Here is a 22891-nt window from a genome sequence, read left to right on the forward strand (position 1 = left end):
CGTCAGGTCGTCTCGGGTTCTGGGGATGGTGGCACGGTGAGCTGGACGGAGATCTGCGGCTGGTCGCCGAGCGCTGCCACGAACTGCCGGCACGTGGGGGAGTCGTTGCGTGGGCAGTAGACGAGGCCCTTGAAGCCCACGGACGGACTGGTGTCCTGGGGGATCGTCCCGACCAGCCGGACGAGCAGGTCGCAGCGTTGGGCGGTCGACCGGAAGATGTAGCCGACGCAGTTGGGTTGCGAGGAACCACATCCTCCCCGTACGACCTTGAAGACGTTCGGGGTGAACAGGGGACTGGTGATCTCCACCGCGGTACCGCGCGGGATCTCTCCGTTGTTGTTGGCGATCCAGGACACCTCGGCGCACTGCAGCGTGGGGTCGTCCTCACGCAGCGCGGATCCGCCGCCGACCGGGAGGCGTGCGACGGAGATCGCCGGGTTGCTGTTGCTGCTCGACGAAGCCGGGGTGGTGGGGTCCGTGTCCTCTGGGGTGGGTGCCGGCTCGGGACCGGGCTCGGACGTCGACTGGTCCGACGTCGAGCTGTCGGTCGCCAACCCGCCACCGCCGGAACCGGCACAGGCGACCAGGATCGACGCCAGCAGCAGGGCGAGCAGTGCCTGCAGTGGTCGACGCCCGCTGAGGTCTATGCGGCTTCGCCCGTGGACCAACAGCGGTGCCCGGCTCATATGTTCCCGCCCAGTCCGAGCGCGTGGCTGACCAGTTCCGCTGCCTCGGTTCCGTTGCTCGCATCGATGGTTCGTGCGGACAGGTCCCTGACGATCGCGGAGATCCGGATGCCGCGGTTGGCGACCCAAATCCGTTTGTTCTCAGGGGTGTCGGCGTCGGCGAGGTTGCCGTCGAGGTCGACGAACTGGCCTTCGGTGTTGCGCTGCTGCTCGCTGGCGTGATGGAGGCCGATGAGCTCCCAGCTGTCACTGAGCAGGGGAGCCCCGGATGAGCCGGGTTCGGTGTCGGCGTCGTAGAGCAGGTACTTGGGGTTCTCCACCCCTTGACCGTCGACGAGGGGACCGCTGAAGGTGTTGTTGCGCAGGGTGACTTCGCGGTGCCGCCCCTGGGGGTGCTGGATGACGTTGACCGGCTGGCCCTTCACGATCTTGCCCACCCCGCCGTGCATGGCGATGTAGCCGAACGTCTCGCCCGGGGGCTTGCCCGCGACCGGGGCCACGGCGACCAGGGTGAAGTCCAGGTCGTCGGCGGGGCTGGTGACGAAGCACCGCTCGGGCTGGAGGGCCACCTTCGTGGGCTGGCTCGCGCCGTCCTCGTCCTCGACGTAGCGGAACCAGGCAATGGTGTCCGCCGCGGTCTCGGCCGAGTCGAGGACGTGGTGGTTGGTCATCAAGACCCATGGCGAGACGAGGAAACCGGTGCCCATCTCCATGGCGGTGGTGAGCTTCGCGACGGCTTCGGCACGCTTCGCGCCCGCGCCCAGCCACCACCCCGGCAGGAAGTCGGCGTTCTTGAAGATCCGCTCGAGGGTCTCGTCGACGACGGTCGGCGATGCGTTGCCGGCCACCGGTGCGCCCTGCCGCCTGGCATACGCGACCTTGCGGGCCAACGGCTCGGTCCGCCACGCATCCCGTTTCGCCGACCGCACTGCCTCGATCTGCTCGACCGTGGCCGGCCCGGGCGTGAACGTGGGTTCAGGCAGGGCAGCCGTAGGGTCTGCCCCTTGCGCTGGGTCGGGCAGGGCACTCATGATCGCCATCGCGGCACGCCTCCGTGGTCGTCCTTGCTGCTGGTCGGAGGGGCTTCCCTGCAGATGCCTCAGTATGGGCGCGATGTCGCCCGCTGGGCATCAGCAAGATGACGTAGGGGCGATCGGGCAACGCGCCGCACGAGTCGGACCGCGCGGAGGTCGTCAGCCCGCAGAGACGGCGTGCAGGTGGGTTCGTCGGGGCAGTTCGCGGTCGGGTGGGATCTCGATGTCAGCCCAGCGGGCGCGTTCCCCGGTGGGTGGTCGGTATGCCGGCTGCTCGCCGTCGCGGACCGCTCCGGGTGGAGCGCCGCCCTGCGGGGCGCCGCGTGGGGAGTTGTCGGGTGAGGCGGCAAGCTCAGTTGGAGTCGGTGGTCGGACGGGGAGTCCGTAGCGGTTGGTGACGACCAGGCCGTCGCGCCGGGTGGGGTCGCCGCTGATCGTGACGTCGCCACGGTCGATGGCGTCGTGGTGGAACGGGCAGAGACTGACCTGGTTGTCGACGTCGGTCGCGCCGCCCGATGCCCACTCCTCGAGGTGGTGGATCTCGACGAACCGGGTGGCCGTGCAGCCCGGGAAGCGGCAGCCGCGGTCGCGGTCCTCGATGAGCCGACGCGACCGACTCGGCAGGATCCGCATGGCGCGGCCCACGCTGACCGGCCGGCCATCGGTCTCCCAGACCGGCTGGACCATGCCGTCGGAGAGGAAGCGGCTCAGGAGTCGCTGCGGGATCGCTCCGCCGCCGTTGATCCAGGCGCCATCGGTCGACAGGTGCAGATAGACCCGGTAGTGACTGGACCGGCTGGTCGACGTCACGGTCGACAGCGCCCGGTGGGCGATCTCTTCGAGGGCATCGGCGTACGTGGGACGGTCCGCCCTGGAATCGTGCACCAGCGGGACGACGGACGCCCCCTCGCCACCACTGGAGCCCTGCCCGCTCTTCGTGTCTTCGGGCGGTGCCGCGCCAGTCTGGGCGATGAACAGCGCGTCCTTGGCTTCCTTGAGTGCCTGCTCGACCAATGCCCCGATCGGTGCCGGTGCGCTGTAGCGCAGCTGGAACCGGCCGTCGCGGTCGTAGTGCATGGACAGCTCAGGACGCGCGCAGGCTCGACGTTCCGCGTGGCCCTGTGCGACGGAGGCGTCTGTCGGCGAGCTCGGCTCGTTGGGCTCCGCCGGGTCACCGTCGCCAGGAGGAACGGTGAACGCGTGTCGCGAGACTGCTCGCCGCAGCTGCGGCACCGTCATGTGCACCGCCAGCTCACCGACCGACCGCTGGTGCGACGCGGGCACGTGGTGGGCGACGACAGCGGCCTGGTCCAGCGACAGGGCACCTGTCGCGACCGACCTGGCCATCGTCGGGAGCTCGGCTCGCCGCCGCGCCACCGCGACCACATCTCGCGCGTGCGCCGGCGACAGCCCTGCCCGGACGACGAAGTAGTGCTCGGGGGAGCGGAACCCGCCGTCGCCCCAGTGGTCGCCCTCGATGAGCTCGGCCGCGACGTCGACCAGCTCCGCGTGGGCGCGGTTCAACCGGCCGGCCACGGTCGCGGTGCGCGCCCAGAGGTCGCGCTGGACCTCGTCACGCTGCTCGGCAATCGGGCTGATCGACATGTCGCAATCGTACAGGTGTTCGAACTCCTTCGCAAGCGCCGTAACTGGGAAATTGGTTGCAGCGCAATGGAATTCATCGCAATGGGACTGTCGGTGCCACGTGCTAGGTGAGGTTGGTGCCGTGGTTCGGGAGTCTGCCGACGGAGGCGGTGATGACGTCAATGCCGTCCGCTCCTAGCGCGTCTCAGCGGGCGAGCAGCTCCTCGAACGGCACCGGATCGGCGAACTCGTCGACCCGAGCGGCCCTTGACGCCGACCCAGGCGCCGCGCCGCCGGTGACGAGGTCGGCGAGCTCGCCCGCGGCGACGGTGATGCGGCTCGACAAGCCGGCATCCACGGTGCCGCCCGTGCCCCAGTCCTCAGAGGCCGCGAAGACGCCTGTCGGCACCGTGACCGCCTTGAGGTAGGAGAACATCGGTCGCATGGCGTGCTCGAGCACCAGGGAGTGGCGCGCCGTGCCGGCGGTCGCCGCCATGAGCACCGGGGTGCCGCGCAGGGCCGAGTCGTCCAGGACATCCACGAACGTCTTGAACAGTCCGCTGTAGGACGCCTGGAACACCGGCGTCACGGCGATCACCGCATCAGCGTCGCGGACGGCGTCCAGGGCCAGGCGTAGGCCGCCGGTGGCGAAGCCGGTCAGCAGGGTGTTGGCGAGGTCGTGGGCGTGCTCGCGCAGGTCGACGAAGGTCACCTCCGCCTCGTCGCCGCGTTCGAGCAGGGCGTCCTGGGTGGCGGTGGCCAGCCGCTCGGCGAGCAGTCTCGTGGTGCTGGGCTGGCCCAGCCCGGCCTGCACGACGACGATCTGCCGGGCACTCGTCTGCTGGGAGCTCATCGGGTGACCTCCAGGTCCTGCGTGGCGGGAGTGGTGGCGGAAGTGGTGGCGTGCGTGGCGGGGCGCTCGGTGGCGTGCCTGGTCGCCGCGGCCAGTCGGCTGGCGTGAGTGGGGGCGTCCGGAACGTGGGCCGGCTTGCGCGCAGCCGCGATCTTCCGCAGCTCGGGCACGACCTGGGTGCCCAGGATCTCCACCTGCTCCATCACTGTCCGGTGCGGCAGCCCTGCGTGGTCGAGGAGGAACAGCTGGCGCTGGAAGTCGCCGACGGAGTCGGCCATCGCGGCATACCGCTCGATCACCTGGTCGGGCGAACCCACGGTGAGGGGCGTCTCCCGGCTGAAGTCCTCCAGCGACGGTCCGTGACCGTAGACGGGTGCGTTGTCGAAGTAGGGGCGGAACTCGCGCACCGCGTCCTGGCTGTTGGCTCGCATGAACACCTGCCCGCCGAGCCCGACGATGGCCTGGTCCGCGGAGCCGTGGCCGTAGTGCTCGAACCTGCGACGGTAGAGCGCCACCATCTGCCGGGTGTGGCTCATCGGCCAGAAGATGTTGTTGTGGAAGAAGCCGTCGCCGTAGTAGGCCGCCTGCTCCGCGATCTCAGTGCTGCGGATCGAGCCGTGCCACACGAACGGGGGTATGCCGTCGAGCGGGCGTGGCGTGGCGGTGAAGGACTGCAGGGGCGTGCGGTACTTGCCCTCCCCCGTCACGACCTCCTCGGTCCAGAGGCGGCGCAGCAACGCGTAGTTCTCGATGGCCAGCGGGATGCCGTCGCGGATGTCCTTGCCGAACCACGGGTAGACGGGGCCGGTGTTGCCGCGGCCCATCATCAGGTCCACGCGGCCGTCGGCGAGGTGCTGGAGGGTCGCGTAGTCCTCCGCGATCTTCACCGGGTCGTTCGTCGTGATGAGAGTCGTCGAGGTGGACAGCAGGAGCTTGTCGGTCTGCGCCGCGATGAAGCCGAGCGTGGTGGTGGGGGAGCTGGGCACGAACGGAGGGTTGTGGTGCTCACCGGTGGCAAAGACGTCCAGCCCGACCTGCTCGACCTGGCGTGCGAGCTCCACGGTGTTCTTGATCCGCTGGTGCTCGCTGATGGTCGTGCCGGTGGTCGGATCCATGGTCACGTCACCGACGGTGAAGATTCCGAACTGCATCGGGCTCGCGCTCCTCGTGAGTTGGGTGGATAAGTAGTTGCGAATTCAACTACATGAACCGCGAGCCGCCGGGTTTCATTCCGGGCGCAGGCGCCTGTGTCACTCCGGCGTGGCGTCCAGACGCGCGCACGCGCCGGCCTGCTGCCAGAGCCTGAGCAACCGGGCGCTGCTCGCAGCGTCGGGCTCGCGCGGTATGCCGTCCGCGCCGATCAGCATGGGGGTCCAGACGGCCTTGCGCACCGCACTCAACCTGCCGCGCTTGGTGCCGCGGGCGGCATCGACGTCGATCGACAGCGTCAGCACCCCCGAGCGGGCATCCGGCTCGCGGCTGCGCCACCAGACGAAGTTCCCGAACCCGTAGTCGACGTAGGCGCGCCCCAGCCAACCCGCCCCGTTGACGCGGTGCGAGTGTCCGCCCACGACGATGTCGGCCCCGGCGCCCTCGAGCGCCTCGGCGGTCTGGACGGACAGCCGGTCGGGGCACGCCTGGTAGTCCAGGCCCCAGTGCAGGAAGACGACGACGAGGTCGTACTTCGCGGCCGCGGCCGACACAGCCGACCGGAGCCGGTCCACCGGACTCGCACTGGCGATCCCGCCCTTGCCCGGACCCGCCGAGTAGCGCGCGAGCGTCATCTCGAAGACCTCGGAGGCACCGAACACCGCGACTCGGAGCCCCTTGGCCCGCAGGATCGCGGGGGCGAAGGCCTCCTCCTGGTCCTTGCCGATGCCGACGATCGGGACGGGACTCGACATCTTGGCCGCCAGGGTGTCCACGAGTCCCACGGGTCCGTAGTCGACGCCGTGGTTGTTGGCCATGCTCACCGCGTCGATCCCGGCGCTCTTGATCGTGTCGAGCGCCGACGCCGGAGCGCGGAAGTGGAACTCCTTGCCGATCTTGGTGCCGCGCTCGGTGATCGCCGTCTCGAGGTTGACCATGGCCAGGTCCGCTGCACCGAGCGAGGTCTGCAGCTCGTCCAATCCGTGGGGGTCGCGGGCGAGCGGGGCGAGGTAGTCCTCGAAGTGGACGTCCCCGGCGAACGCCATCGTCAGGGTGCCCGGGTCCGAGGCGCGCGCCGTCGTCGTGGGCGGTGCCGGTGTCGTCACCGGAGTCCCACCGGCCGTCATAGAGGCACTCGCGGGCGGCCGGGTGCTCGCAGGACGAGGGGGTGGCGCACCGTCGCAGGCGGCCGCGGCCAGCACCACGGCCAGGGCCGCGACGGGGGCGGCCACACCTGGGGCGAGAGGGCGCATGATCGGTGAGTCTAGGTCGGCCTAGGATCGCCATCGTGGAGGCGGCGACGGGGCACGCATTGTTCGGCGACCTGTACGCCACCCGCCCCGTTGAGGTGCGACACGACCTGGCGTCCCTGGAGTCGGGGTTCTGGGCCGTCGTCGCCGAGTTCGAGGGCGACGTCACCGCCGTCCGCTTCGCCGACGTCACCCGGTATGCCGCGCCCCCGACACCCGCGAGCTGGTCGCCCCTCGAAGGGGAGTGGGAGAGCAGCCTGGACCGGGCGGCATACCTCGACGGGGTCGCGGAGATCCGGGAGCGGATCGCTGCGGGCACGGTCTATCAGGTGAACCTCTGCCGGGTGCTGTCCCACGAGCTCCCCGAGGGCGCTGACCTCGACGGCCTGGCGCGGCTGCTGGAACGGGGCAACCCGGCACCCCACGCGGGACGGATCACGGTGCCGTCCCTCGGCCTGGACGTCGTCTGCGCGAGCCCCGAGGCGTTCCTCCTGCGCGGCGGGGACCGGCTCGAGTCCCGTCCGATCAAGGGAACGGCGACGACTCTCGAGGCGATGCTGCCCAAGGACTATGCCGAGAACGTCATGATCGTCGACCTCGTCCGCAACGACCTGTCGCACGTCTGTCGGGAGGGGACGGTGCGCGTCGACCACCTCTGCCGCCCCGAGGAGCACCCTGGCATGGTCCACCTGGTGTCCGCTGTGTCGGGAGAGCTGCGCCCGGGGGTGGGGTGGCCCGAGGTGATGGCGGCGACGTTCCCCCCGGGTTCGGTGTCTGGGGCGCCCAAACACACTGCGTTGCAGGCCATCTCGGATCTGGAGACCGTGGCTCGGGGGCCCTACTGCGGTGCCATCGGCTGGATCGATGCCGACCGGGGCACGGCGGAACTCGCTGTGGGTATCCGCTCGTTCTGGGCAGAGCGGGACGAGGACGGTCGGCGCTGGCTGCGGTTCGGCACGGGCGCGGGCATCACCTGGGGATCGGACCCCGTCGGTGAGTGGGAGGAGACACGGGTGAAAGCCGCGCGACTCATCGGGTTGGCATCTGGGAGGGTGGAGGCGTGAGCGAGTCATGAGCGACGTCAGGGTGTGGGTCAACGGTCGACTGACCGGAGTGGACGAGCCGTCCATCTCCGCCCTCGACCACGGCGTGACGGTCGGCGACGGGGCCTTCGAGACGGCCAAGGTCGACCATGGCCAGGTGTTCGCCGCGACCCGGCACGCACGTCGGCTGGACCGGACGCTGGCCGGCCTCGGCCTGCCTGCCGCCGACCACGACTACATCGCCCAGGGGGCCAAGGCGGTGCTCGAGGCCGGCGACCAGATCGAGTTCGGCCGGTTGCGCTACTCCGTCACCGGGGGAGCCGGGCCGCTCGGTTCGGACCGTGACGACAGCCCCCTCACCTACATCGTGACGGCGGGTCCGCAGCCGCGGCCGCCCGCCAGCGCCTCGGTCGCGGTGGTGCCCTGGACCCGCAACGAGCGCTCCGCCGTGGCCGGGCTCAAGACCACGTCCTATGCCGAGAACGTCGTCGCGCTCGCGTACGCCAAGGAGCGGGGCGGGATCGAGGCCGTCTTCGGCAACACGCGCGGCGAGCTGTGCGAGTGCACGGGCTCGAACATCTTCGTCGTGGTGGACGGGACGATCCTCACCCCACCGCTCGACTCGGGCTGCCTCGCGGGAATCACGCGGGAGGTCACCATCGAGTGGTGCCGCGAGGACGGCCTGGACGTGCGGGAGCAGACCCTGCCCCTGGATGTCCTGCGCGAAGCCGACGAGGTGTTCATCACCAGCAGCACCAAGGACGTGCTGGCGGTTCACGGAGTCGACGACCGTGCGCTCCAACCCGGTCCGGTCACGGCCAGGGCCGCCGCCGTGTTCGCGCGCCTGTGCGCCGAGCGGATGGACCCGTGAACGAGGGCAGCGACCCACCGTCAGCGGGGGAATCAGGGGCACCGGACCTGGCCGCACGGGAGGCCGTCGCCGAGGAGCTCGCCGCCGAGGAGGAGTCCGACTGGGAGTGGCGGCGCAAGATCCGGTCCAACCAGCACACGCACCGGATCTACAAGTGGGTCATCGGCATCATCGGCCTGCTGATCGTGGCGGGGGGTGTGGTCCTGCTCCCGTTGCCAGGTCCGGGTTGGGTGATCATCTTCGTCGGGCTGGCCGTCTGGGCGTCGGAGTTCGACTGGGCACAGCGCCTGCTGAAGTTCGCCCGGACCAAGGTGCGCGCGTGGGCCGACTGGCTCGAGCCCAAGCCGCTGTGGGTCAAGGCGCTCGTCGCCCTCGGGACTGCCGCGCTGGTCGGTCTGGTCTTCTACGCCATGTTCCTGGTGTCCGGGGTCCCCAGCCTCCTGCCTGACTTCGCGGAGGACTGGATCAACGGGCTGCCGGGGCTGTGACCCGGCGGGCGGGCCACCCGGCGGGCTGTGGGGCCCGAGAAGCGGCCGGTGACTCCCGGGACACCCCCGGATTTCACCTGATCCGCCCGATCCGGCTATTCTTCGGCAGGCCCGACCGTCACCGCGTGTGACGAGGGCACCTGGACGTGTAGCTCAGTTGGTTAGAGCGTTCGCTTCACACGCGAGAGGCCATGGGTTCGAGTCCCTTCACGTCCACCAGCACGAAGTCATGGCAGCACCCCCGCGGTTCTGGACCGGACGGGGGTGCTGCTTCGACGCTAGGGGAACGCAGGACCCGCGCCCACCGACCGGTGCATGAGCGCCTCTCGGACGCGGGTACTACAGCACTGGATGTAGGCATCCCGGGCATACCATCGCGAGGTGAGTGACTCCCTCAGCGCAACGACCGTCTCCCTGAACGGCGCAGACGGGGCGCAGGTCGAGGCCTATCTCGCCCGTCCGGACGGCCAGCACACCCGGGGCGGCGTGGTGGTCATCCACCACATGCCCGGTTACGACCGGGCCACCAAGGAGATGGTGCGCCGCTTCGCCGAGCTCGGCTACGACACCGTCTGTCCCAACCTGTACTCCCGCGAGGCGCCGGGAGCCGACCCAGCCGATGCGGCAGCCACGGCCAGGGCGCAAGGCGGCGTGCCCGACGAGCGGTTGGTCGGCGACGTCGGTGCGGCCGCGGCATACCTGCGCGCACTCTCGACGAGCGATGGCAGGGTGGGCGTCATCGGGCACTGTTCCGGTGGTCGTCAGGCCGTGCTCGCCGCGTGCCACCTCGACGTGGACGCTGCGGTCGACTGCTACGGCGCCTTCGTCACCGGGGAACCGCCGGCGGGCTACGCCCTGAAGATCACCAACCTGGTCGACCTGCTCCCGTCGTTGGAGGCGCCCCTGATGGGGCTGTTCGGTGTCGAGGACAAGACGCCGAGCCCGGCACACGTCGCCGAGCTGGACAGTCGCCTCACTAACCTGGACAAACCGCACGAGTTCCACTCCTACGAGGACGCGGGGCACGGGTTCTTCGCCGTCGACCGCCCGAGCTACCGGGTCGCCGCGGCCAACGACGGGTGGGAGCGGATCGCCCGCTTCTTCGCCACGCACCTGAGCCCACGGGAGAGCTGACATGTGCACGTACGCCACGGTTTCCGAACAGGTCGACGGCAGTGCAAAGGGGCCCGGTGGCGAGTGGTTCCACGTCACTGATGCCACGGTCTACTACGACCACCCGGTGCACGCGATGGCCGAACACACCCTCAACATCGACCTGGCCGACCCGTCGCGTGGCCCCGGGGCGCGCCTTGCGGTCGAGCTCACTCGTGACTCCGCTGGCCGGCTGGTCCGCGCGATCGAGGCTGCCCTTGCCTCCGCACCCCCGGAGGTCTGACGAATGTCCGCGCAGGTCAACGAGATCCACATCTTCCCCGTGCATGGCGAGCCCGGTCAGGACCTGCAGGGAGCGGTCGTCGAACCCGAGGGCCTGGCCGGTGACCGGCGCAAGAAGGCCGCCGTCCAGGTGGTCGCCGCCGAGGACGTCCGGTCCGACACCCGCGCCAACCTCGTCGTGACGCTGGGCTCGGCCGAGCTGGCCGCCAGCATCGGCAGGGTGCTGCGCGTGGGCGCTGTCGAGCTGGACGTCACCGGCACGGCACGCAACTGCCCGGGCGTGTATGCCGCGGTGCGGCGACCCGGCGAGCTCTTGGTGGGCGACGCGGTGGAGGTCGTGTCCTGAGCCTCGCGGGTGAACGCGAACGGGTAGGTACGTGACGCCGGTCGGTGTCGCGGCATAAGGTCGAATCGTGCTGGGGCTGCTGGATACGGGGACACACGAGCGCGCTGTCCAACGACTCGCGGCGAGCTATCGCGCCATCCCCGCGGATGCGCCGGTCAGGCTGGCCAAGAAGACGTCCAACCTGTTCCGGGCGAGGGACGCCTCGCAGGCACCAGGGCTGGACGTGTCGGGACTCGGGGGTGTGATCGCGGTCGACGTGCAGGCCCGCACGGCGGACGTGCAGGGCATGTGCACCTACGAGCACCTGGTCGACGCGACGCTGCCTCACGGTCTCGCGCCACTGGTCGTGCCACAGCTCAAGACGATCACGCTCGGCGGCGCGGTCACCGGGTTGGGCATCGAGTCGACCTCCTTCCGCAGCGGCCTGCCCCACGAGTCGGTGCTGGAGATGGACATCCTCACCGGCTCCGGCGAGATCGTCAGCGCGCGGCCCGAGGGGGAGCACGCCGACCTCTTCCACGGGTTCCCCAACTCCTACGGCACCCTCGGCTACGCCACCCGTCTGCGGATCGCCCTCGAGCCCGTGGAGCCCTTCGTGGCCCTGCGGCACCTGCGGTTCCACGACGTGGAGTCCATGGTCAGCGCGTTGGGCACGATCAGCGACACGGCTGAGCACCAAGGGGTTCGGGTGGACTACCTCGACGGCGTCGTGTTCTCCGCCACGGAGTCCTACCTCACGCTGGGCACCAGGACCGCCCAGCCCGGGCCGGTCAGCGACTACACCGGCCAGCAGATCTACTACCGCTCCATCCAGCACGACTCGCCCGAGCCCAAGGTCGACCGGCTGACCATCCACGACTACCTCTGGCGGTGGGACACCGACTGGTTCTGGTGCAGCCGGGCGTTCGGGGCCCAGAACCCCCGCCTGCGCCGACTCTGGCCGCGCCGCTATCGCCGCAGCTCGTTCTACTGGAAGCTCATCGCGCTCGACCACCGCCACGACATCGCGGACCGGCTGGAGGCGCGCAAGGGACAACCGCCACGCGAGCGGGTGGTCCAGGACATCGAAGTGCCCCTGGGCCGCACCGCCGAGTTCGTCCTCTGGTTCCTGCGCGAGATCCCGATCGAGCCGATCTGGCTGTGCCCGGTGCGCAGCAAGGGATCCTGGCCGCTCTACCCCCTCCGGCCGGGCGAGACCTATGTCAACGTCGGCTTCTGGTCCAGCGTCCCACGAGACGCCGACGGGGCGGAGGGTGCCGCCAACCGCCTCATCGAGGAGCAGGTCACCGCCCTCGATGGCCACAAGTCCCTGTATTCCGACGCCTACTACGAGGAGACTCAGTTCTGGAGGCTCTACGGGGGCGACACGTACGCCGCTCTCAAGCGACGCTACGACCCTGACGCACGACTGCTCGATCTCTACTCCAAGGCGGTGCAACGCAAGTGACGATCCTCAGGACGAACCGGTCCGACTCCCACCAGGGGTCTCAGCCTCCCCAGCGACTGTCGATGGCCCAGATCCTCGACGCGGTGTCCGCCGACGGGGTGCCGTTGCGCTTCACGGCCTTCGACGGGTCGGCCACCGGCCCGGCCGACGCGGCATACGGGCTCGACCTCAAGACCCCGCGGGGGGCGAGCTACCTCGCGACCGCGCCTGGCGACCTGGGCATGGCCCGGGCCTACGTCGCGGGCGACCTCGACCTGGTGGGCGTCCACCCGGGCGACCCCTACGAGCTGCTCAACGCGATGGGTGACCTCCACTTCAGGATGCCCCCGCCCAAGACCGCTGCGGCCATTGCCCGCTCGCTCGGCGTCGAGCTGCTCAAGCCTCCGCCGCCGCCCCCGCAGGAGGCGCTGCCACGCTGGCGCCGCGTGGCCGAGGGCCTGCGGCACAGCAAGACCCGCGACGCCGAGGCGATCCACCACCACTACGACGTGTCCAACACCTTCTACGAGTACGTCCTCGGCCCGTCGATGACCTACACGTGCGCCTGTTACCCCCATGACGGGGCCACCCTCGAGGAGGCGCAGGAGAACAAGTACCGCCTCGTCTTCGACAAGCTGCGGCTCGCCGAGGGTGACCGACTCCTCGACATCGGCTGCGGCTGGGGAGGCATGGTCCGGTATGCCGCGCGGCGGGGAGTGCGCGTCATCGGGGCGACCCTGTCGGCAGAGCAGGCGTCCTGGGCGCAGGAGGCGATTCGTCGTGAGGGTCTGCAGGACCTGGCCGAGGTGCGCCACAGCGACTACCGCGACGTGACCGAGACCGGGTTCGACGCCGTGTCGTCCATCGGGCTGACCGAGCACATCGGGGTGCGCAACTACCCGGCCTACTTCGACTTCATCAAGGGTCGGCTGCGCGACGGTGGCCTGCTGCTCAACCACAGCATCACCCGACCCCTGAACCGGCGGATGTCGACGGGAGCCTTCATCGACCGCTATGTCTTCCCCGACGGGGAGCTCACCGGTTCGGGGACCATCATCGCGGCAGCGCAGGACGCCGGTCTGGAGGTGCGCCACGAGGAGAACCTCCGGGAGCACTACGCGCGCACGCTGGCCGGCTGGTGCGCCAACCTCCGCGACAACTGGGACGCCTGCGTCGAGGAGGTCGGGGAGTCCACGGCGCGGGTCTGGGGTCTCTACATGGCTGGGTCGCGGGTGGGATTCGAGCGCAACATCGTCCAGCTCCACCAGGTCCTCGCCGTCAAGCTCGACGACCGTGGGGGAGCGGGACTGCCGCTGCGACCCTGGTGGAACGCCTAGTGGAGCAACGGCTCTCTCTCGTCACCCTCGGAGTCGAAGACCTCGAGCGGGCCGAGCGCTTCTACACAGACCTCGGGTGGGAGCGGGGCAACGACGACACTGAGGTGGTCTTCTTCCAGTGCGGCGGACTGGTCGTGGCCCTCTGGGACCGCGGCGCCCTCGCCGAGGACTCAGCGGTGGAGGACGGCGGTGGATGGGGCGGTGTGACGCTCGCGCTCAACGTCCGCAGCGCGGACGAGGTCGACGAGGTGCTCAGTGACGCAGCCGCGGCAGGCGCGGTCATCGGGCGTCCGGGCGCCGAGACGTTCTGGGGTGGCTACTCGGGAGTCTTCGTGGACCCCGACGGGCACCCGTGGGAGGTCGCGCACAACCCGTTCTGGACGGTCACCGACGACGGCCGCACCCTGCTGCGCGGCTGAAGGTCACGTGCTGCGCGTGACGCCGCACGTGCCGCATCGGCGTCGGCTGCGGGCTCTACGGTAGGAGCATGTACCTGGAGAACCTCGTCTTCGACGCCATCGATCCCCAACGGCTTGGGCAGTTCTGGGAGGCGGTCGTGGGCGGCGAGAGGCTGACCGACGAGCCTGAAGGTTACGAGACGCGACTCACCATCGAGGGTGGCCCGGTGCTCGACCTCTGCTTCCAACGCGTGCCCGAGCAACCCTCCGAACCGCTGAGACTCCACCTGGACCTCCTGGGTGGGACTCGCCAGGCCCAGCAGGTCGAGCGGTTGCTCGGGCTGGGCGCTCGACACCTCGACATCGGTCAGCGCGACGTGCCCTGGGTGGTGCTCGCCGACCCGGAGGGCAATCCCTGCTGCGTCATGGAGGAGCGGGCGGCCTACACCGACACCGGACCCATCGCGGCACTCCCGCTCGACTCCGCCGACCCCGACCGGGACGCGCAGTTCTGGTCCTGGCTGACCGGCTGGACCGAAGTGGTCGGTGTCGCGCCACGGTCCCTGCGCCACCCGTCGCTGCGCGGCCCCCTCCTGGAGCTGTGCCCTGAGGGTGCCCCCAAGGGGACGGCCAAGAACAGGCTTCACCTGGACGTCCGGCTGGAAGCGGGAGAGGACCCCGACGAGGTCGGGGCAGCCATCGCCGAGCGTGGCGGCGGCCTGCTCCACACGAACTGGGGCGAGCTCCCGTGGCGCTCCTACACCGACCCGTCCGGCAACGAGTTCTGCGTGCTTCCAGCGCGGTCGTGAGGACCGGCCACCCGTCAGCGGGGCTGTGGCGTCCTCGGACGGCTGGCCTGAGGATCAGCTGCCGACCTCCGCCGTCTGCACCGCCTCCGTCGCGGAGGGAGCCGTCGTCGGGGTCTGGTTCACGTCCTCGACCAGCGGTGACAGCAGCTCGGTGCCCAGCCACGCGCGCGGGATGCCGAACGCGTCCACGAGCTCCTGCGCGTGCGGTCGCAGGGCTGCGCAGAGGTCGTTGACGGCTGCCGTGACCTGCTTGCTGCGCGCCGGCGTGATGCGCCCGTGCTCGAGGAACCAGCCCTTGTCGGCCTCGATGGTGCTGAGGGCATAGAGGTCGCACACCCGATCCAGCGTCTGGGCGGCCGCGGGGTCGTCACAGGCGTCGATCGCCGCGACGAACGACTCGAGGATGGTCCGCTCGACGTGGGCGCGGGCCGCCTCGATGACGTGGTCCTGGGCCTGGTTGAAGACGTCGAACAGTTGCGCCCCCGGCTTGCCGGCCTTGCGCAGCCGCAGGGCCAGCGTCTCCAGCAGGTGCTTCTCCCGGTCCTCGAACAGGTCGAGCTGCCAGCCGCGGTCGGTCGGCCCCTTCTCGCTGTCGCGGCCGGGTGCGGTGGCGATGAGGCGCTGGATGAGGCCTCGGGCCGACGTCCGCTCGATGACGGCCCCGGCAAACTGCCGGGCGCCGAACCTGACCATGCCGAACGTGTCGAGGTCGCCGAAGGCGTCGCGGTAGTCGGTGAGCAGGCCCTTGGCCACCAGCTGGAGCAGCACCGTGTTGTCACCCTCGAACGTGGTGAACACGTCGGTGTCGGCCTTGAGCGCCGGGAGCCGGTTGACCGCAAGGTAGCCGGCGCCTCCGCACGCCTGTCTGCAGGTCTGGATCGTCGCTGTCGCGTGGGCCGTGGCGACGGCCTTGATGCCGGCCGCCCGGGCCTCGAGCTCGCGTTGCTGGTGCTCGTCGGGGGCCTCACCGGAGGTCAGCACGTCGTGCATGAGCGACACCAGGTCGTTCTGCGCGACAGCCAGGGCGTAGGACTTGGCCAGCGCCGGGAGCAGCTTGCGCTGGTGCACCCGGTAGTCGAGCAGGATCACCTCGCCGTCGCCGCCGGGAGGGGCGAACTGGCGCCGGTGACCGGCATACGTGATCGCCAGGGTGAGCGCACTGCGGGTCGCCGCACCCGCGCCGCCCGCCACGCTGATCCGCCCGCGCACCAGGGTGCCGAGCATCGTGAAGAACCTGCGAGTCTGGTTCTCGATGGGGGAGGTGTAGGTGCCGTGCTCGTCGATGTCGCCATAGCGGTTGAGCAGGTTGGTCCGAGGCACCCGGACCTGGTCGAAGGTGAGCCGGCCGTTGTCGACACCGGGGAGTCCCTCCTTGGCGCCGCAGTCGCCGATGGTCACCCCGGGCATCGCTGCTCCCGAGTCGTCCCGGATGGGCACGAGCACGCAGTGGACGCCGTGGCTCTCGCCACCGGTGACCAGCTGGGCGAAGACTGCGGCCATCCGTCCGTCGCGGGCGGCGCCGCCGATGTAGTCCTTGCGGGAGCGCAGGTCTGGGGTGTGCACCACCAGCTCGTCGGTGTCGGGGTCGTAGGTCGCGGTGGTGCCGAGTGACTGGACATCGGAGCCGTGTCCTGTCTCCGTCATCGCGAAGCAGCCCGGCAGCGTCGCGTCGATGATCGACGGCAGGTAGGCCGTGTGGTGCCGCTGCGTGCCGAGGTTCGCCACCGCGCCGCCGAACAGGCCCCAGTGCACGCCCGCCTTGACCATCAGCGACAGGTCGGCATGCCCCAGCAGCTCGAACGCCGTGACCGATCCGCCGAGGTCGCCGTTGCCGCCCATCGAGGTCGGGAAGCCGCGCTTGGCGTGCCCGGTGGCGGCCAGGGCCTGCACCTGCTCGGCGATCCTGGCGCGGTAGGACTCCAGGTCCAGGGGCTCGGTCGGTGGAGCGAAACGCTCGGGGTCGAGGTCCGTTCGGGCCTCCTCGCGGATCGCCGCCCACCGACCGTCGAGGGTCCTCTGCAGTGCATTGGCGAGCGTGGTCATGAGTCCTCCTGCGTGTCGGGCGCGGGGTCGGCTGGCCAGGCCGCGGACAAGCCGCCCCAGGCCAGGTCGGTGAGGTGTTCGGTGAGCTCCCGGCGGCTCATAGCCGAGTCGGTGAGCCAGCGGTCGGCGGCGGCACGCACCATGCCGACCAACCCGGCGCCCCAGACGGGAGCGGGTGCGCTGCTGCGCCCGGCGCGGTCCAGGGCCTCGCCGATGACCTCGGTCATCTGCGCGGCGATGTGGTCGGTCACCATCGCCGCCGGGTCGCCTGACGGCTTGTCCAGCAGGGGTGCGGTGACGACGAACCGGTAGACCTCGGGATCCTTCTCGACGAGCGTGAGGTAGGCATCGACCGCTCCAGCGACCAGGGCGCGTGGGGAGAGCTCCACGGTGGTGAGATCGCCACCGGTGACGTCGCCCTCGACGTTGCGAGCCAGAGCGAGGTTGCGCAGGATCAGCGCGTCGACGCTCTCGCAGACTGCGGCATACAGGCCCTGCCGGTCCGTGAAGTGGCGGTAGATCACGGTCTTGGAGGTGCCGGCGACAGCTGCGATGTCGTCCATCCCGACCCCGGCGCCGTGCTGGCGGATCGCGCGCAGCGTGGCGTCGACGAGCTCGCGCCGACGGATCGCCCGGTGCTGGTTCCACCGGGTGTTGCGGCCGTCGGGGCTCGGCGTCGAGGCGTCCGTGGTCGTGGTCACAGGTCGTGACAGTAGCAGGTACTGGGCGTACCTGCTACTGTCCGTATCAGTTACCTGTCCCACAGTCGGACCCACCTCAGGAGTACTCGTGGCCCCCTCGTCAAAGCCCGCCCGCTCGGTCGGCCAGCCCCGCCGCGCTGCCGTCATCGGCGGCAACCGCATCCCCTTCGCGCGGCAGAACGCCGCCTACGCCAAGGCCACCAACCAGGACATGCTGACCGCAGCCATCGAGGGTCTGGTGGCCAGGCATGGGCTTGCAGGGGAGCGGGTGGGCGAGGTCGCTGCCGGCGCCGTACTCAAGCACTCGCGCGACTTCAACCTCACCCGCGAGTCCGTCCTCGGGTCCAGCCTGTCGGCCCGGACGCCGGCCTACGACGTGCAGCAGGCCTGTGGCACCGGCCTCGAGGCGGCGATCCTGGTGGCCAACAAGATCGCCCTCGGCCAGATCGACTCGGGCATCGCGGGCGGCACCGACACGGCGTCCGATGCCCCCATCGCCGTCAACGAGGGGCTGCGCGAGACGCTGCTGACCCTCAACCGCGCCAAGACGCCCGGGCAGCGGGTCAAAGCCCTGACAGGCCTGCGCCCCGGCCAGCTGGTCCCCGAGATCCCGCGAAACGTCGAGCCGCGCACCGGGCTGTCCATGGGTGAGCACATGGCACAGACTGCCAAGCAGTGGGGGCTCACCCGCGAGGCGCAGGACGAGATCGCCGCGGCGTCGCACCAGAACCTTGCCGCGGCCTACGAACGCGGCTTCTTCGACGACCTCGTGACGCCGTTCCTCGGGCTGACGCGCGACCAGAACCTGCGCGCCGACTCCACCGTCGAGAAGCTCGCCAAGCTCACCCCGGTCTTCGGCAAGGGCGACGGCGCCACCATGACGGCGGGCAACTCGACGCCGCTCACGGACGGAGCCTCCGCCGTGCTGCTCGGTTCCGACGAGTGGGCTTCAGAGCACGGGCTCCCCGTCCTCGCGCACCTGTTGGACGCACAGACCGCAGCCGTCGACTACGTCACCGGCAACGAGGGACTGTTGATGGCCCCGGCCTACGCCCTGCCGCACCTGCTCGAGCGTCAGGGGATGAAGCTTCAGGACTTCGACCTGGTCGAGATCCATGAGGCCTTCGCCGCGACCGTGCTCACGACCCTGGCGGCCTGGGAGAGCGAGGAGTTCTGCCGCGACCGGCTGGGTCTGGACGCGCCGATCGGTGCACTGGACCGCACGAAGCTCAACGTCAACGGATCCTCGCTGGCCGCGGGTCACCCGTTCGCCGCGACCGGCGGGCGCATCGTCGCCTCGCTCGCGAAGATGTTGCACGAGAAGGGATCTGGGGCACGCGGCCTGATCTCGATCTGCGCCGCTGGTGGCCAGGGCGTCATGGCGATCCTCGAGGCCGCCTGATGGCCGGCACCTACGCCGGCATCGTCAACAGCCGACTTGGCACGAGGCTGGCGGCTCAGCTCGGCCTGCCCCGCCCCGCACGACTGCGCAGGTATGCCGTGGGAGCGCCACTCATCGACGGCCCCGTCCTCGTCGGCGGCCTGGGCGCCGCACCAGTGGCGGCGCGAGTCCGCGACCTGCTCAAGCTCGAGGGGGTCGACGCCGTGGACGAGCTGCCGTCCGGCGGCCGTGTCGCGGCTGTCGTCGCCGACCTGACCGAGGCCCGGGAGCCCGCCGACCTCGAGGTGCTGCGGGCTCTCGTGGGCCCGGCGCTCAAGGGTGTCCAGCCGAGCGGCCGGGTCATCGTCGTGGGTCGGGACCCCCACGGCGCCAGCACTTTCGCCGAGGCCGCCACGCGACGAGCGCTCGAAGGGATCACGCGGTCGATCGGCAAGGAGCTGCGGGCCGGAGCGACCGCCAACCTCGTCCTCGTCGACGAGGGATCGGACGTCAACGTCGACGCAGCGGTGCGGTTCCTGCTGTCCGGCCGCGCGGCATACGTCGACGGTCAGGTCGTTCGAGTCGGTGGCGGCGCGCCGAAGGAACCTGAGGACTGGGCGAAGCCGCTGGCGGGCAAGGTGGCCGTGGTCACCGGTGCGGCCCGGGGGATCGGTGCGTCCATCGCTGACGTGCTCGCGCGGGACGGCGCGACCGTGGTCTGCATCGACATCCCGGGTGCGGGGGACTCGCTGGCCAGGACCGCCAACCGGGTCGGGGGCACCGCCCTCCAGCTCGACGTGACCGCCGCTGACGCGGGGCACCGGATCCTTGACCACGCCACTCGCCGGCACGGCGGCCTCGACATCGTCGTGCACAACGCCGGCATCACCCGTGACAAGCTGCTCGCCAACATGGACGAGGCGCGCTGGGCCTCGGTGCTCGACGTCAACCTCGGTTCGATCCTGCGGATGAACGAGGTCCTCCTCGGGGTCGGCGGCGTACGCGATCGTGGCCATGTCGTGCTGGTGTCGTCCATCGCCGGCATCGCCGGGAACCGCGGGCAGACGAACTACGGAGCCTCGAAGGCAGGAGTGATCGGACTCGTCGACGCGATGTCTGCGGACGAGGCGCTTCGGGCGCGGGGCATCACGGTCAACGCGGTGGCGCCGGGCTTCATCGAGACGGAGATGACGGCCAAGGTGCCGTTCGCGACGCGCGAGGTGGGGCGGCTGCTCAACTCGCTCAGCCAGGGTGGGCTGCCGGTGGACGTCGCCGAGACGATCGCCTGGTTCAGCCAGGACGCCAACGCCGGGGTCACCGGCAACGTCGTCAGGGTCTGTGGCCAGAGCCTGCTGGGCGCCTGACATGACCGTCCGGACATTGACCGAAGCCCCTTCACTGGCACCACTGTTCGCCAAAGCGACGCTCACCCAACGAGGTCGGGGCGGTGAGCTGCCCGACACGGTCTGGCGCCGGGAGGGAGTGGTGGTGGACCGCGACCACCTCCTCGCCTACGACAAGGTGTGCGGGTTCACCGGAGGCGACGTCCTGCCGCACACCTATCCGCACGTGCTGGGCTTCCCGCTCCAGGTCGCGCTGATGGCAGATCGGTCCTTCCCCCTGCCACTGCCGGGTCTGGTGCACCTCGAGAACCAGATCACGCTCCACCGGCGCCTCACGGCAGACGACCCCCTGACCATCTCTGTGCACGCCGAACGCCTGCGACCGCACCCCAAGGGGCGCCTGGTGGACCTGGTCACCGAGGTGGACGTCGAGGGCGTGCGAGTCTGGGACGGTCGAAGCACCTACCTCCGGCGCGGCAGCGGCGACGTGTCCGCGCCGCGGGCACAGGACGCGCCGAGCCTGCCGCAGGGTGGGCCCGCTGGCCTCATCCGCGTCCCCGAGGGACAGGGCCGGGCGTATGCCGCGGTGTCCGGCGACGTGAACCCGATCCACCTGCACGCCTTGAGCGCCAAGGCGATGGGCTTTCCCCGAGCCATCGCGCACGGCATGTGGACAGCGGCCCGCACCCTGGCGGTCCTCGGGCAGCGGTCGACCGAACCCTCGACGACGCACGTCTGGTTCGCCAAGCCGGTGCTGCTGCCGAGCACGGTCGAGGTCGTCGTCGATGATGCGGGCGCCACCGTCGTCGCCGGGCTGCGCTCGACCCGCGACCCGTCGACCACACACCTGACGATGTCGTTCGCGTCGGGCCACCACGCGGGCTGAGGGGCGATCGGGCGGGAGCGGTCGGCCCGCTTCGTCATGCGTTGACGTCCCCTCTAGTGTCGGGGGATGGAGACTCCCGCCGACCGGCGGCCGCCGGCGTCGTGGCTGTACACGGTTCGCGAGGACGCGGCTGGGTGGGTCCGAGCCGGACGCGAGGCCGTGCGGCATGCCGGCCCTGAGCGGGACACGGCCCTGCTGATGGGCAAGGCCGCTCTGGCGACGGTGCTCGCCTGGCAGTTCGCGGTGCGAGTGCTTCACAGCCCGTCACCGTTCTACGCGCCCATGGCGGCGCTGCTCGTCGTCGACCGGACGATCTTCCGGTCCCTGTGGGCGAGTGGTCAGCGAGTCCTGGCGGTCGTCGTGGGGATGAGTGCCGCGTGGCTCGTGGGATCGCTGGTCGGCGTGCACTGGTGGACGATGCTGCCCGTCCTCTACCTGGGGCTGCTCATCGCTCGGTGGCGTCGCCTCGGGGACCACGGGATCCAGGTCCCGACGATGGTGCTGCTGTCCCTGCTGACCGTCGGCGGGACCGATGTGGAGTTCACGTACCTCACGATCGTCGAGACCCTGGCCGGTGGTGTCATCGGCGTGCTCACCAACGCGATCGTCCTGGCCCCCCTGCACATCAGGCAGCCGCGGGAGCAGATCCGCGCGCTCACCGGCCGGGTCTGCCAGCTGCTCAACGACATCGCCGCGGGACTGCGAGACGGCTGGGACAGCGACATGGCGCACCAGTGGTACGACACCAGCACCGACATCATCCAGCTGGCGCCCCGCATCCAGAGCGAGATCGAGACCGGGCGGGAGAGCACGAAGTTCAACCCCCGTGACAACCTGCACGGGCTGGAGGTCGACTGGGTCGGCTACTCCCACACCGTGGAAGCGATCCGGCGCAGTCAGTGGCAGCTGTCCGGGATCGCCCGGACGCTCGTGGACGCCGCGGACGAGGAGGAGAGCCAGCCAGCACCCAGCCAGCGCTTCCTCGAGAGCTATGCCGAGGCCCTGGACGAGATCGCCGGTGCGATCGGCCACTTCGGACTGCCCGAGGACGCGGAGCGGGAGGCTGTCGCCACCTACCTGCGCTCCGCGGAGGAGATCCTCGCCCGACTGGGCAACGAGGTCCGCACCAGCGAGCTCGAGAACCCCGAGGCGTGGCCCGCCTACGGCGCCATGCTCCTCGACGCGCAACGGCTCATCCGCGAGCTCGAGGTACGAAGCCACCAGGCCGTGATGCCGACCGACAGCGGACCCATCCGGAAGCCTCCACGCCGGATCGTCGGGCTGTGACCCAGACGCAGACCCGCCGGTGAGCACACGCTGACCCCAACGGTGACCTAGTCGGCCGGGGCCAGTCGCTTGGCGAAGTACCGGGCCAGGTCCGAGTCGGCGTAGTGCCCGAAGCGCACCGTCGGCTCGTAGCCACTGGCCTCGTAGAGCGCGATGGCGTCAGGCTGCATGGTCCCCGTCTCCAGGACGAGCACGTCCGTCCCGGACTGGCGAGCCGTGTCCTCGAGGAAGGCCAGCACCCGGCGAGCGAAGCCTCGACGCCGACCCGACGGAGCGACGTACATCCGCTTGATCTCCGCCACGGCGGCACCGTCGAACACGGTCGCGAGGTCCGGTCGGCGACGCCAGCCACCCATCGCGACGCCGTTTCCGTCCAGGGTGCCGAGCGCGAACAGCCCCTGTGGCGGTTCGAACTCGGAGGGGTCGACCGGTGAGTCGTCGGGTCCGCCGTAGATGACGATGTAGTGGGCCTGCACCTCGTCGACGAGGCGCTGGACCCGCAGGTCCGCGAACGGCACCGGGCCGACCAGCAGCGCCTCGGAACCAGGCTGTGGCCGAGGCGCTGCTGGCACTGTCATGGC

At 70.3% G+C, this 22891-nt stretch carries 23 protein-coding genes and 1 tRNA gene; 15 read left to right on the forward strand and 9 right to left on the reverse strand.

Translation table 11 applies throughout. From position 1 onward, the window contains the following. Window positions 1-2: 2 nt before the first annotated feature. From AC1DS4_RS13985 to AC1DS4_RS14010, 6 genes are all read right to left on the reverse strand, one after another. The gene (locus AC1DS4_RS13985) at window positions 3-686 is read right to left on the reverse strand and encodes a hypothetical protein (RefSeq protein WP_477613050.1); all 684 of its coding nucleotides are present in this window, start codon (window positions 684-686) and stop codon (window positions 3-5) included. Further along, on the reverse strand, window positions 683-1726 hold the full coding sequence (locus AC1DS4_RS13990) for a trypsin-like serine peptidase (protein WP_477632198.1): 1044 nt from the start codon (window positions 1724-1726) through the stop codon (window positions 683-685). Before AC1DS4_RS13990 ends, AC1DS4_RS13985 begins: the two co-directional genes overlap by 4 nt. A 153-nt stretch (window positions 1727-1879) precedes the next feature. After that, on the reverse strand, window positions 1880-3325 hold the full coding sequence (locus AC1DS4_RS13995; RefSeq protein ID WP_477632197.1) for an HNH endonuclease signature motif containing protein: 1446 nt from the start codon (window positions 3323-3325) through the stop codon (window positions 1880-1882). A 184-nt stretch (window positions 3326-3509) separates the two neighbouring features. After that, window positions 3510-4157: an FMN reductase gene (locus AC1DS4_RS14000; RefSeq protein WP_477632196.1), complete on the reverse strand. Its 648-nt coding sequence runs from the start codon at window positions 4155-4157 to the stop codon at window positions 3510-3512. Beyond that, window positions 4154-5308, reverse strand: coding sequence for an LLM class flavin-dependent oxidoreductase (locus tag AC1DS4_RS14005; protein ID WP_477632195.1), 1155 nt, complete (start codon window positions 5306-5308; stop codon window positions 4154-4156). The genes AC1DS4_RS14000 and AC1DS4_RS14005 overlap by 4 nt, the downstream gene beginning before the upstream one ends. 99 nt (window positions 5309-5407) lie before the next feature. Next, entirely contained in the window at window positions 5408-6559 is a 1152-nt protein-coding gene (locus AC1DS4_RS14010; RefSeq protein WP_477632194.1) for a CapA family protein, read from the reverse strand. 35 nt (window positions 6560-6594) lie between these two features. On the opposite strand from AC1DS4_RS14010, the gene AC1DS4_RS14015 reads away from it, so the two are divergent. The 11 genes from AC1DS4_RS14015 to AC1DS4_RS14065 all read left to right on the forward strand — a co-directional run bounded on the left by AC1DS4_RS14015 (window position 6595) and on the right by AC1DS4_RS14065 (window position 14669). Beyond that, the gene (locus AC1DS4_RS14015; protein WP_477632193.1) at window positions 6595-7620 is read left to right on the forward strand and encodes a chorismate-binding protein; all 1026 of its coding nucleotides are present in this window, start codon (window positions 6595-6597) and stop codon (window positions 7618-7620) included. 7 nt (window positions 7621-7627) lie between these two features. Next, window positions 7628-8470 (forward strand): aminotransferase class IV, encoded by an 843-nt coding sequence (locus AC1DS4_RS14020; RefSeq protein ID WP_477632192.1) that lies wholly within the window; start codon window positions 7628-7630, stop codon window positions 8468-8470. Next, entirely contained in the window at window positions 8467-8958 is a 492-nt protein-coding gene (locus AC1DS4_RS14025; protein ID WP_477632191.1) for a TIGR02611 family protein, read from the forward strand. The genes AC1DS4_RS14020 and AC1DS4_RS14025 overlap by 4 nt, the downstream gene beginning before the upstream one ends. Before the next feature lie 142 nt (window positions 8959-9100). After that, window positions 9101-9177 (forward strand) — tRNA-Val (locus AC1DS4_RS14030). A gap of 162 nt (window positions 9178-9339) precedes the next feature. After that, window positions 9340-10092: a dienelactone hydrolase family protein gene (locus AC1DS4_RS14035; RefSeq protein ID WP_477632190.1), complete on the forward strand. Its 753-nt coding sequence runs from the start codon at window positions 9340-9342 to the stop codon at window positions 10090-10092. Between the two features lies 1 nt (window position 10093). Continuing rightward, on the forward strand, window positions 10094-10354 hold the full coding sequence (locus AC1DS4_RS14040; protein ID WP_477613040.1) for a DUF6295 family protein: 261 nt from the start codon (window positions 10094-10096) through the stop codon (window positions 10352-10354). 3 nt (window positions 10355-10357) lie between these two features. Next, window positions 10358-10699 carry a hypothetical protein gene (locus tag AC1DS4_RS14045; RefSeq protein WP_477613039.1) on the forward strand — a complete coding sequence of 114 codons (342 nt, stop codon included), beginning with the start codon at window positions 10358-10360 and terminating at the stop codon, window positions 10697-10699. 67 nt (window positions 10700-10766) lie between these two features. After that, window positions 10767-12146 (forward strand): FAD-binding oxidoreductase, encoded by a 1380-nt coding sequence (locus AC1DS4_RS14050; protein ID WP_477632189.1) that lies wholly within the window; start codon window positions 10767-10769, stop codon window positions 12144-12146. Window positions 12147-12208: 62 nt separating this feature from the next. Beyond that, window positions 12209-13462, forward strand: coding sequence for a class I SAM-dependent methyltransferase (locus AC1DS4_RS14055; protein ID WP_477613037.1), 1254 nt, complete (start codon window positions 12209-12211; stop codon window positions 13460-13462). Then, window positions 13462-13881: a VOC family protein gene (locus tag AC1DS4_RS14060; RefSeq protein ID WP_477613036.1), complete on the forward strand. Its 420-nt coding sequence runs from the start codon at window positions 13462-13464 to the stop codon at window positions 13879-13881. The genes AC1DS4_RS14055 and AC1DS4_RS14060 overlap by 1 nt, the downstream gene beginning before the upstream one ends. 68 nt (window positions 13882-13949) lie before the next feature. Further along, entirely contained in the window at window positions 13950-14669 is a 720-nt protein-coding gene (locus AC1DS4_RS14065; protein WP_477613035.1) for a VOC family protein, read from the forward strand. 54 nt (window positions 14670-14723) lie between these two features. Here AC1DS4_RS14065 and AC1DS4_RS14070 read toward each other — a convergent pair whose 3' ends face one another. Together AC1DS4_RS14070 and AC1DS4_RS14075 are read right to left on the reverse strand one after the other, a co-directional pair. Then, window positions 14724-16712 carry an acyl-CoA dehydrogenase family protein gene (locus AC1DS4_RS14070; protein WP_477632188.1) on the reverse strand — a complete coding sequence of 663 codons (1989 nt, stop codon included), beginning with the start codon at window positions 16710-16712 and terminating at the stop codon, window positions 14724-14726. Further along, complete coding sequence (locus AC1DS4_RS14075) at window positions 16709-17413, reverse strand: TetR family transcriptional regulator (protein ID WP_477613033.1); 705 nt, start codon at window positions 17411-17413, stop codon at window positions 16709-16711. Before AC1DS4_RS14075 ends, AC1DS4_RS14070 begins: the two co-directional genes overlap by 4 nt. A gap of 88 nt (window positions 17414-17501) precedes the next feature. Here AC1DS4_RS14075 and AC1DS4_RS14080 point away from each other — a divergent pair, with 88 nt between their 5' ends. The 4 genes from AC1DS4_RS14080 (at window position 17502) to AC1DS4_RS14095 (ending at window position 22310) form a co-directional block, all read left to right on the forward strand. Then, window positions 17502-18815: an acetyl-CoA C-acetyltransferase gene (locus tag AC1DS4_RS14080; RefSeq protein ID WP_477613032.1), complete on the forward strand. Its 1314-nt coding sequence runs from the start codon at window positions 17502-17504 to the stop codon at window positions 18813-18815. Beyond that, entirely contained in the window at window positions 18815-20158 is a 1344-nt protein-coding gene (locus AC1DS4_RS14085) for a 3-oxoacyl-ACP reductase (RefSeq protein ID WP_477613031.1), read from the forward strand. The genes AC1DS4_RS14080 and AC1DS4_RS14085 overlap by 1 nt, the downstream gene beginning before the upstream one ends. A 1-nt stretch (window position 20159) precedes the next feature. Beyond that, complete coding sequence (locus AC1DS4_RS14090) at window positions 20160-21023, forward strand: MaoC family dehydratase (RefSeq protein WP_477623740.1); 864 nt, start codon at window positions 20160-20162, stop codon at window positions 21021-21023. Window positions 21024-21089: 66 nt separating this feature from the next. Next, the gene (locus tag AC1DS4_RS14095) at window positions 21090-22310 is read left to right on the forward strand and encodes an FUSC family protein (RefSeq protein WP_477613029.1); all 1221 of its coding nucleotides are present in this window, start codon (window positions 21090-21092) and stop codon (window positions 22308-22310) included. 47 nt (window positions 22311-22357) lie between these two features. Here the strand turns inward: AC1DS4_RS14095 and AC1DS4_RS14100 are convergent, their stop codons facing one another. Next, a complete protein-coding gene (locus tag AC1DS4_RS14100) occupies window positions 22358-22888 on the reverse strand; it encodes a GNAT family N-acetyltransferase (protein WP_477613028.1) in 531 nt (176 codons plus the stop codon). Window positions 22889-22891: the final 3 nt, after the last annotated feature.

Source organism: Pedococcus sp. P3_C7, assembly GCF_056402615.1.

Excerpts from the sequence above, each read along its gene's own strand:
- AC1DS4_RS13985 (WP_477613050.1), bottom strand. The coding sequence starts at position 686 with ATGAGCCGGGCACCGCTGTTGGTCCACGGGCGAAGCCGCATAGACCTC.
- AC1DS4_RS13990 (WP_477632198.1), bottom strand. The coding sequence starts at position 1,726 with ATGGCGATCATGAGTGCCCTGCCCGACCCAGCGCAAGGGGCAGACCCT.
- AC1DS4_RS13995 (WP_477632197.1), bottom strand. The coding sequence starts at position 3,325 with ATGTCGATCAGCCCGATTGCCGAGCAGCGTGACGAGGTCCAGCGCGAC.
- AC1DS4_RS14000 (WP_477632196.1), bottom strand. The coding sequence starts at position 4,157 with ATGAGCTCCCAGCAGACGAGTGCCCGGCAGATCGTCGTCGTGCAGGCC.
- AC1DS4_RS14005 (WP_477632195.1), bottom strand. The coding sequence starts at position 5,308 with ATGCAGTTCGGAATCTTCACCGTCGGTGACGTGACCATGGATCCGACC.
- AC1DS4_RS14010 (WP_477632194.1), bottom strand. The coding sequence starts at position 6,559 with ATGCGCCCTCTCGCCCCAGGTGTGGCCGCCCCCGTCGCGGCCCTGGCC.
- AC1DS4_RS14020 (WP_477632192.1), top strand. The coding sequence starts at position 7,628 with ATGAGCGACGTCAGGGTGTGGGTCAACGGTCGACTGACCGGAGTGGAC.
- AC1DS4_RS14040 (WP_477613040.1), top strand. The coding sequence starts at position 10,094 with ATGTGCACGTACGCCACGGTTTCCGAACAGGTCGACGGCAGTGCAAAG.
- AC1DS4_RS14045 (WP_477613039.1), top strand. The coding sequence starts at position 10,358 with ATGTCCGCGCAGGTCAACGAGATCCACATCTTCCCCGTGCATGGCGAG.
- AC1DS4_RS14055 (WP_477613037.1), top strand. The coding sequence starts at position 12,209 with ATGGCCCAGATCCTCGACGCGGTGTCCGCCGACGGGGTGCCGTTGCGC.
- AC1DS4_RS14065 (WP_477613035.1), top strand. The coding sequence starts at position 13,950 with ATGTACCTGGAGAACCTCGTCTTCGACGCCATCGATCCCCAACGGCTT.
- AC1DS4_RS14070 (WP_477632188.1), bottom strand. The coding sequence starts at position 16,712 with ATGACCACGCTCGCCAATGCACTGCAGAGGACCCTCGACGGTCGGTGG.
- AC1DS4_RS14085 (WP_477613031.1), top strand. The coding sequence starts at position 18,815 with ATGGCCGGCACCTACGCCGGCATCGTCAACAGCCGACTTGGCACGAGG.
- AC1DS4_RS14090 (WP_477623740.1), top strand. The coding sequence starts at position 20,160 with ATGACCGTCCGGACATTGACCGAAGCCCCTTCACTGGCACCACTGTTC.
- AC1DS4_RS14095 (WP_477613029.1), top strand. The coding sequence starts at position 21,090 with ATGGAGACTCCCGCCGACCGGCGGCCGCCGGCGTCGTGGCTGTACACG.
- AC1DS4_RS14100 (WP_477613028.1), bottom strand. The coding sequence starts at position 22,888 with ATGACAGTGCCAGCAGCGCCTCGGCCACAGCCTGGTTCCGAGGCGCTG.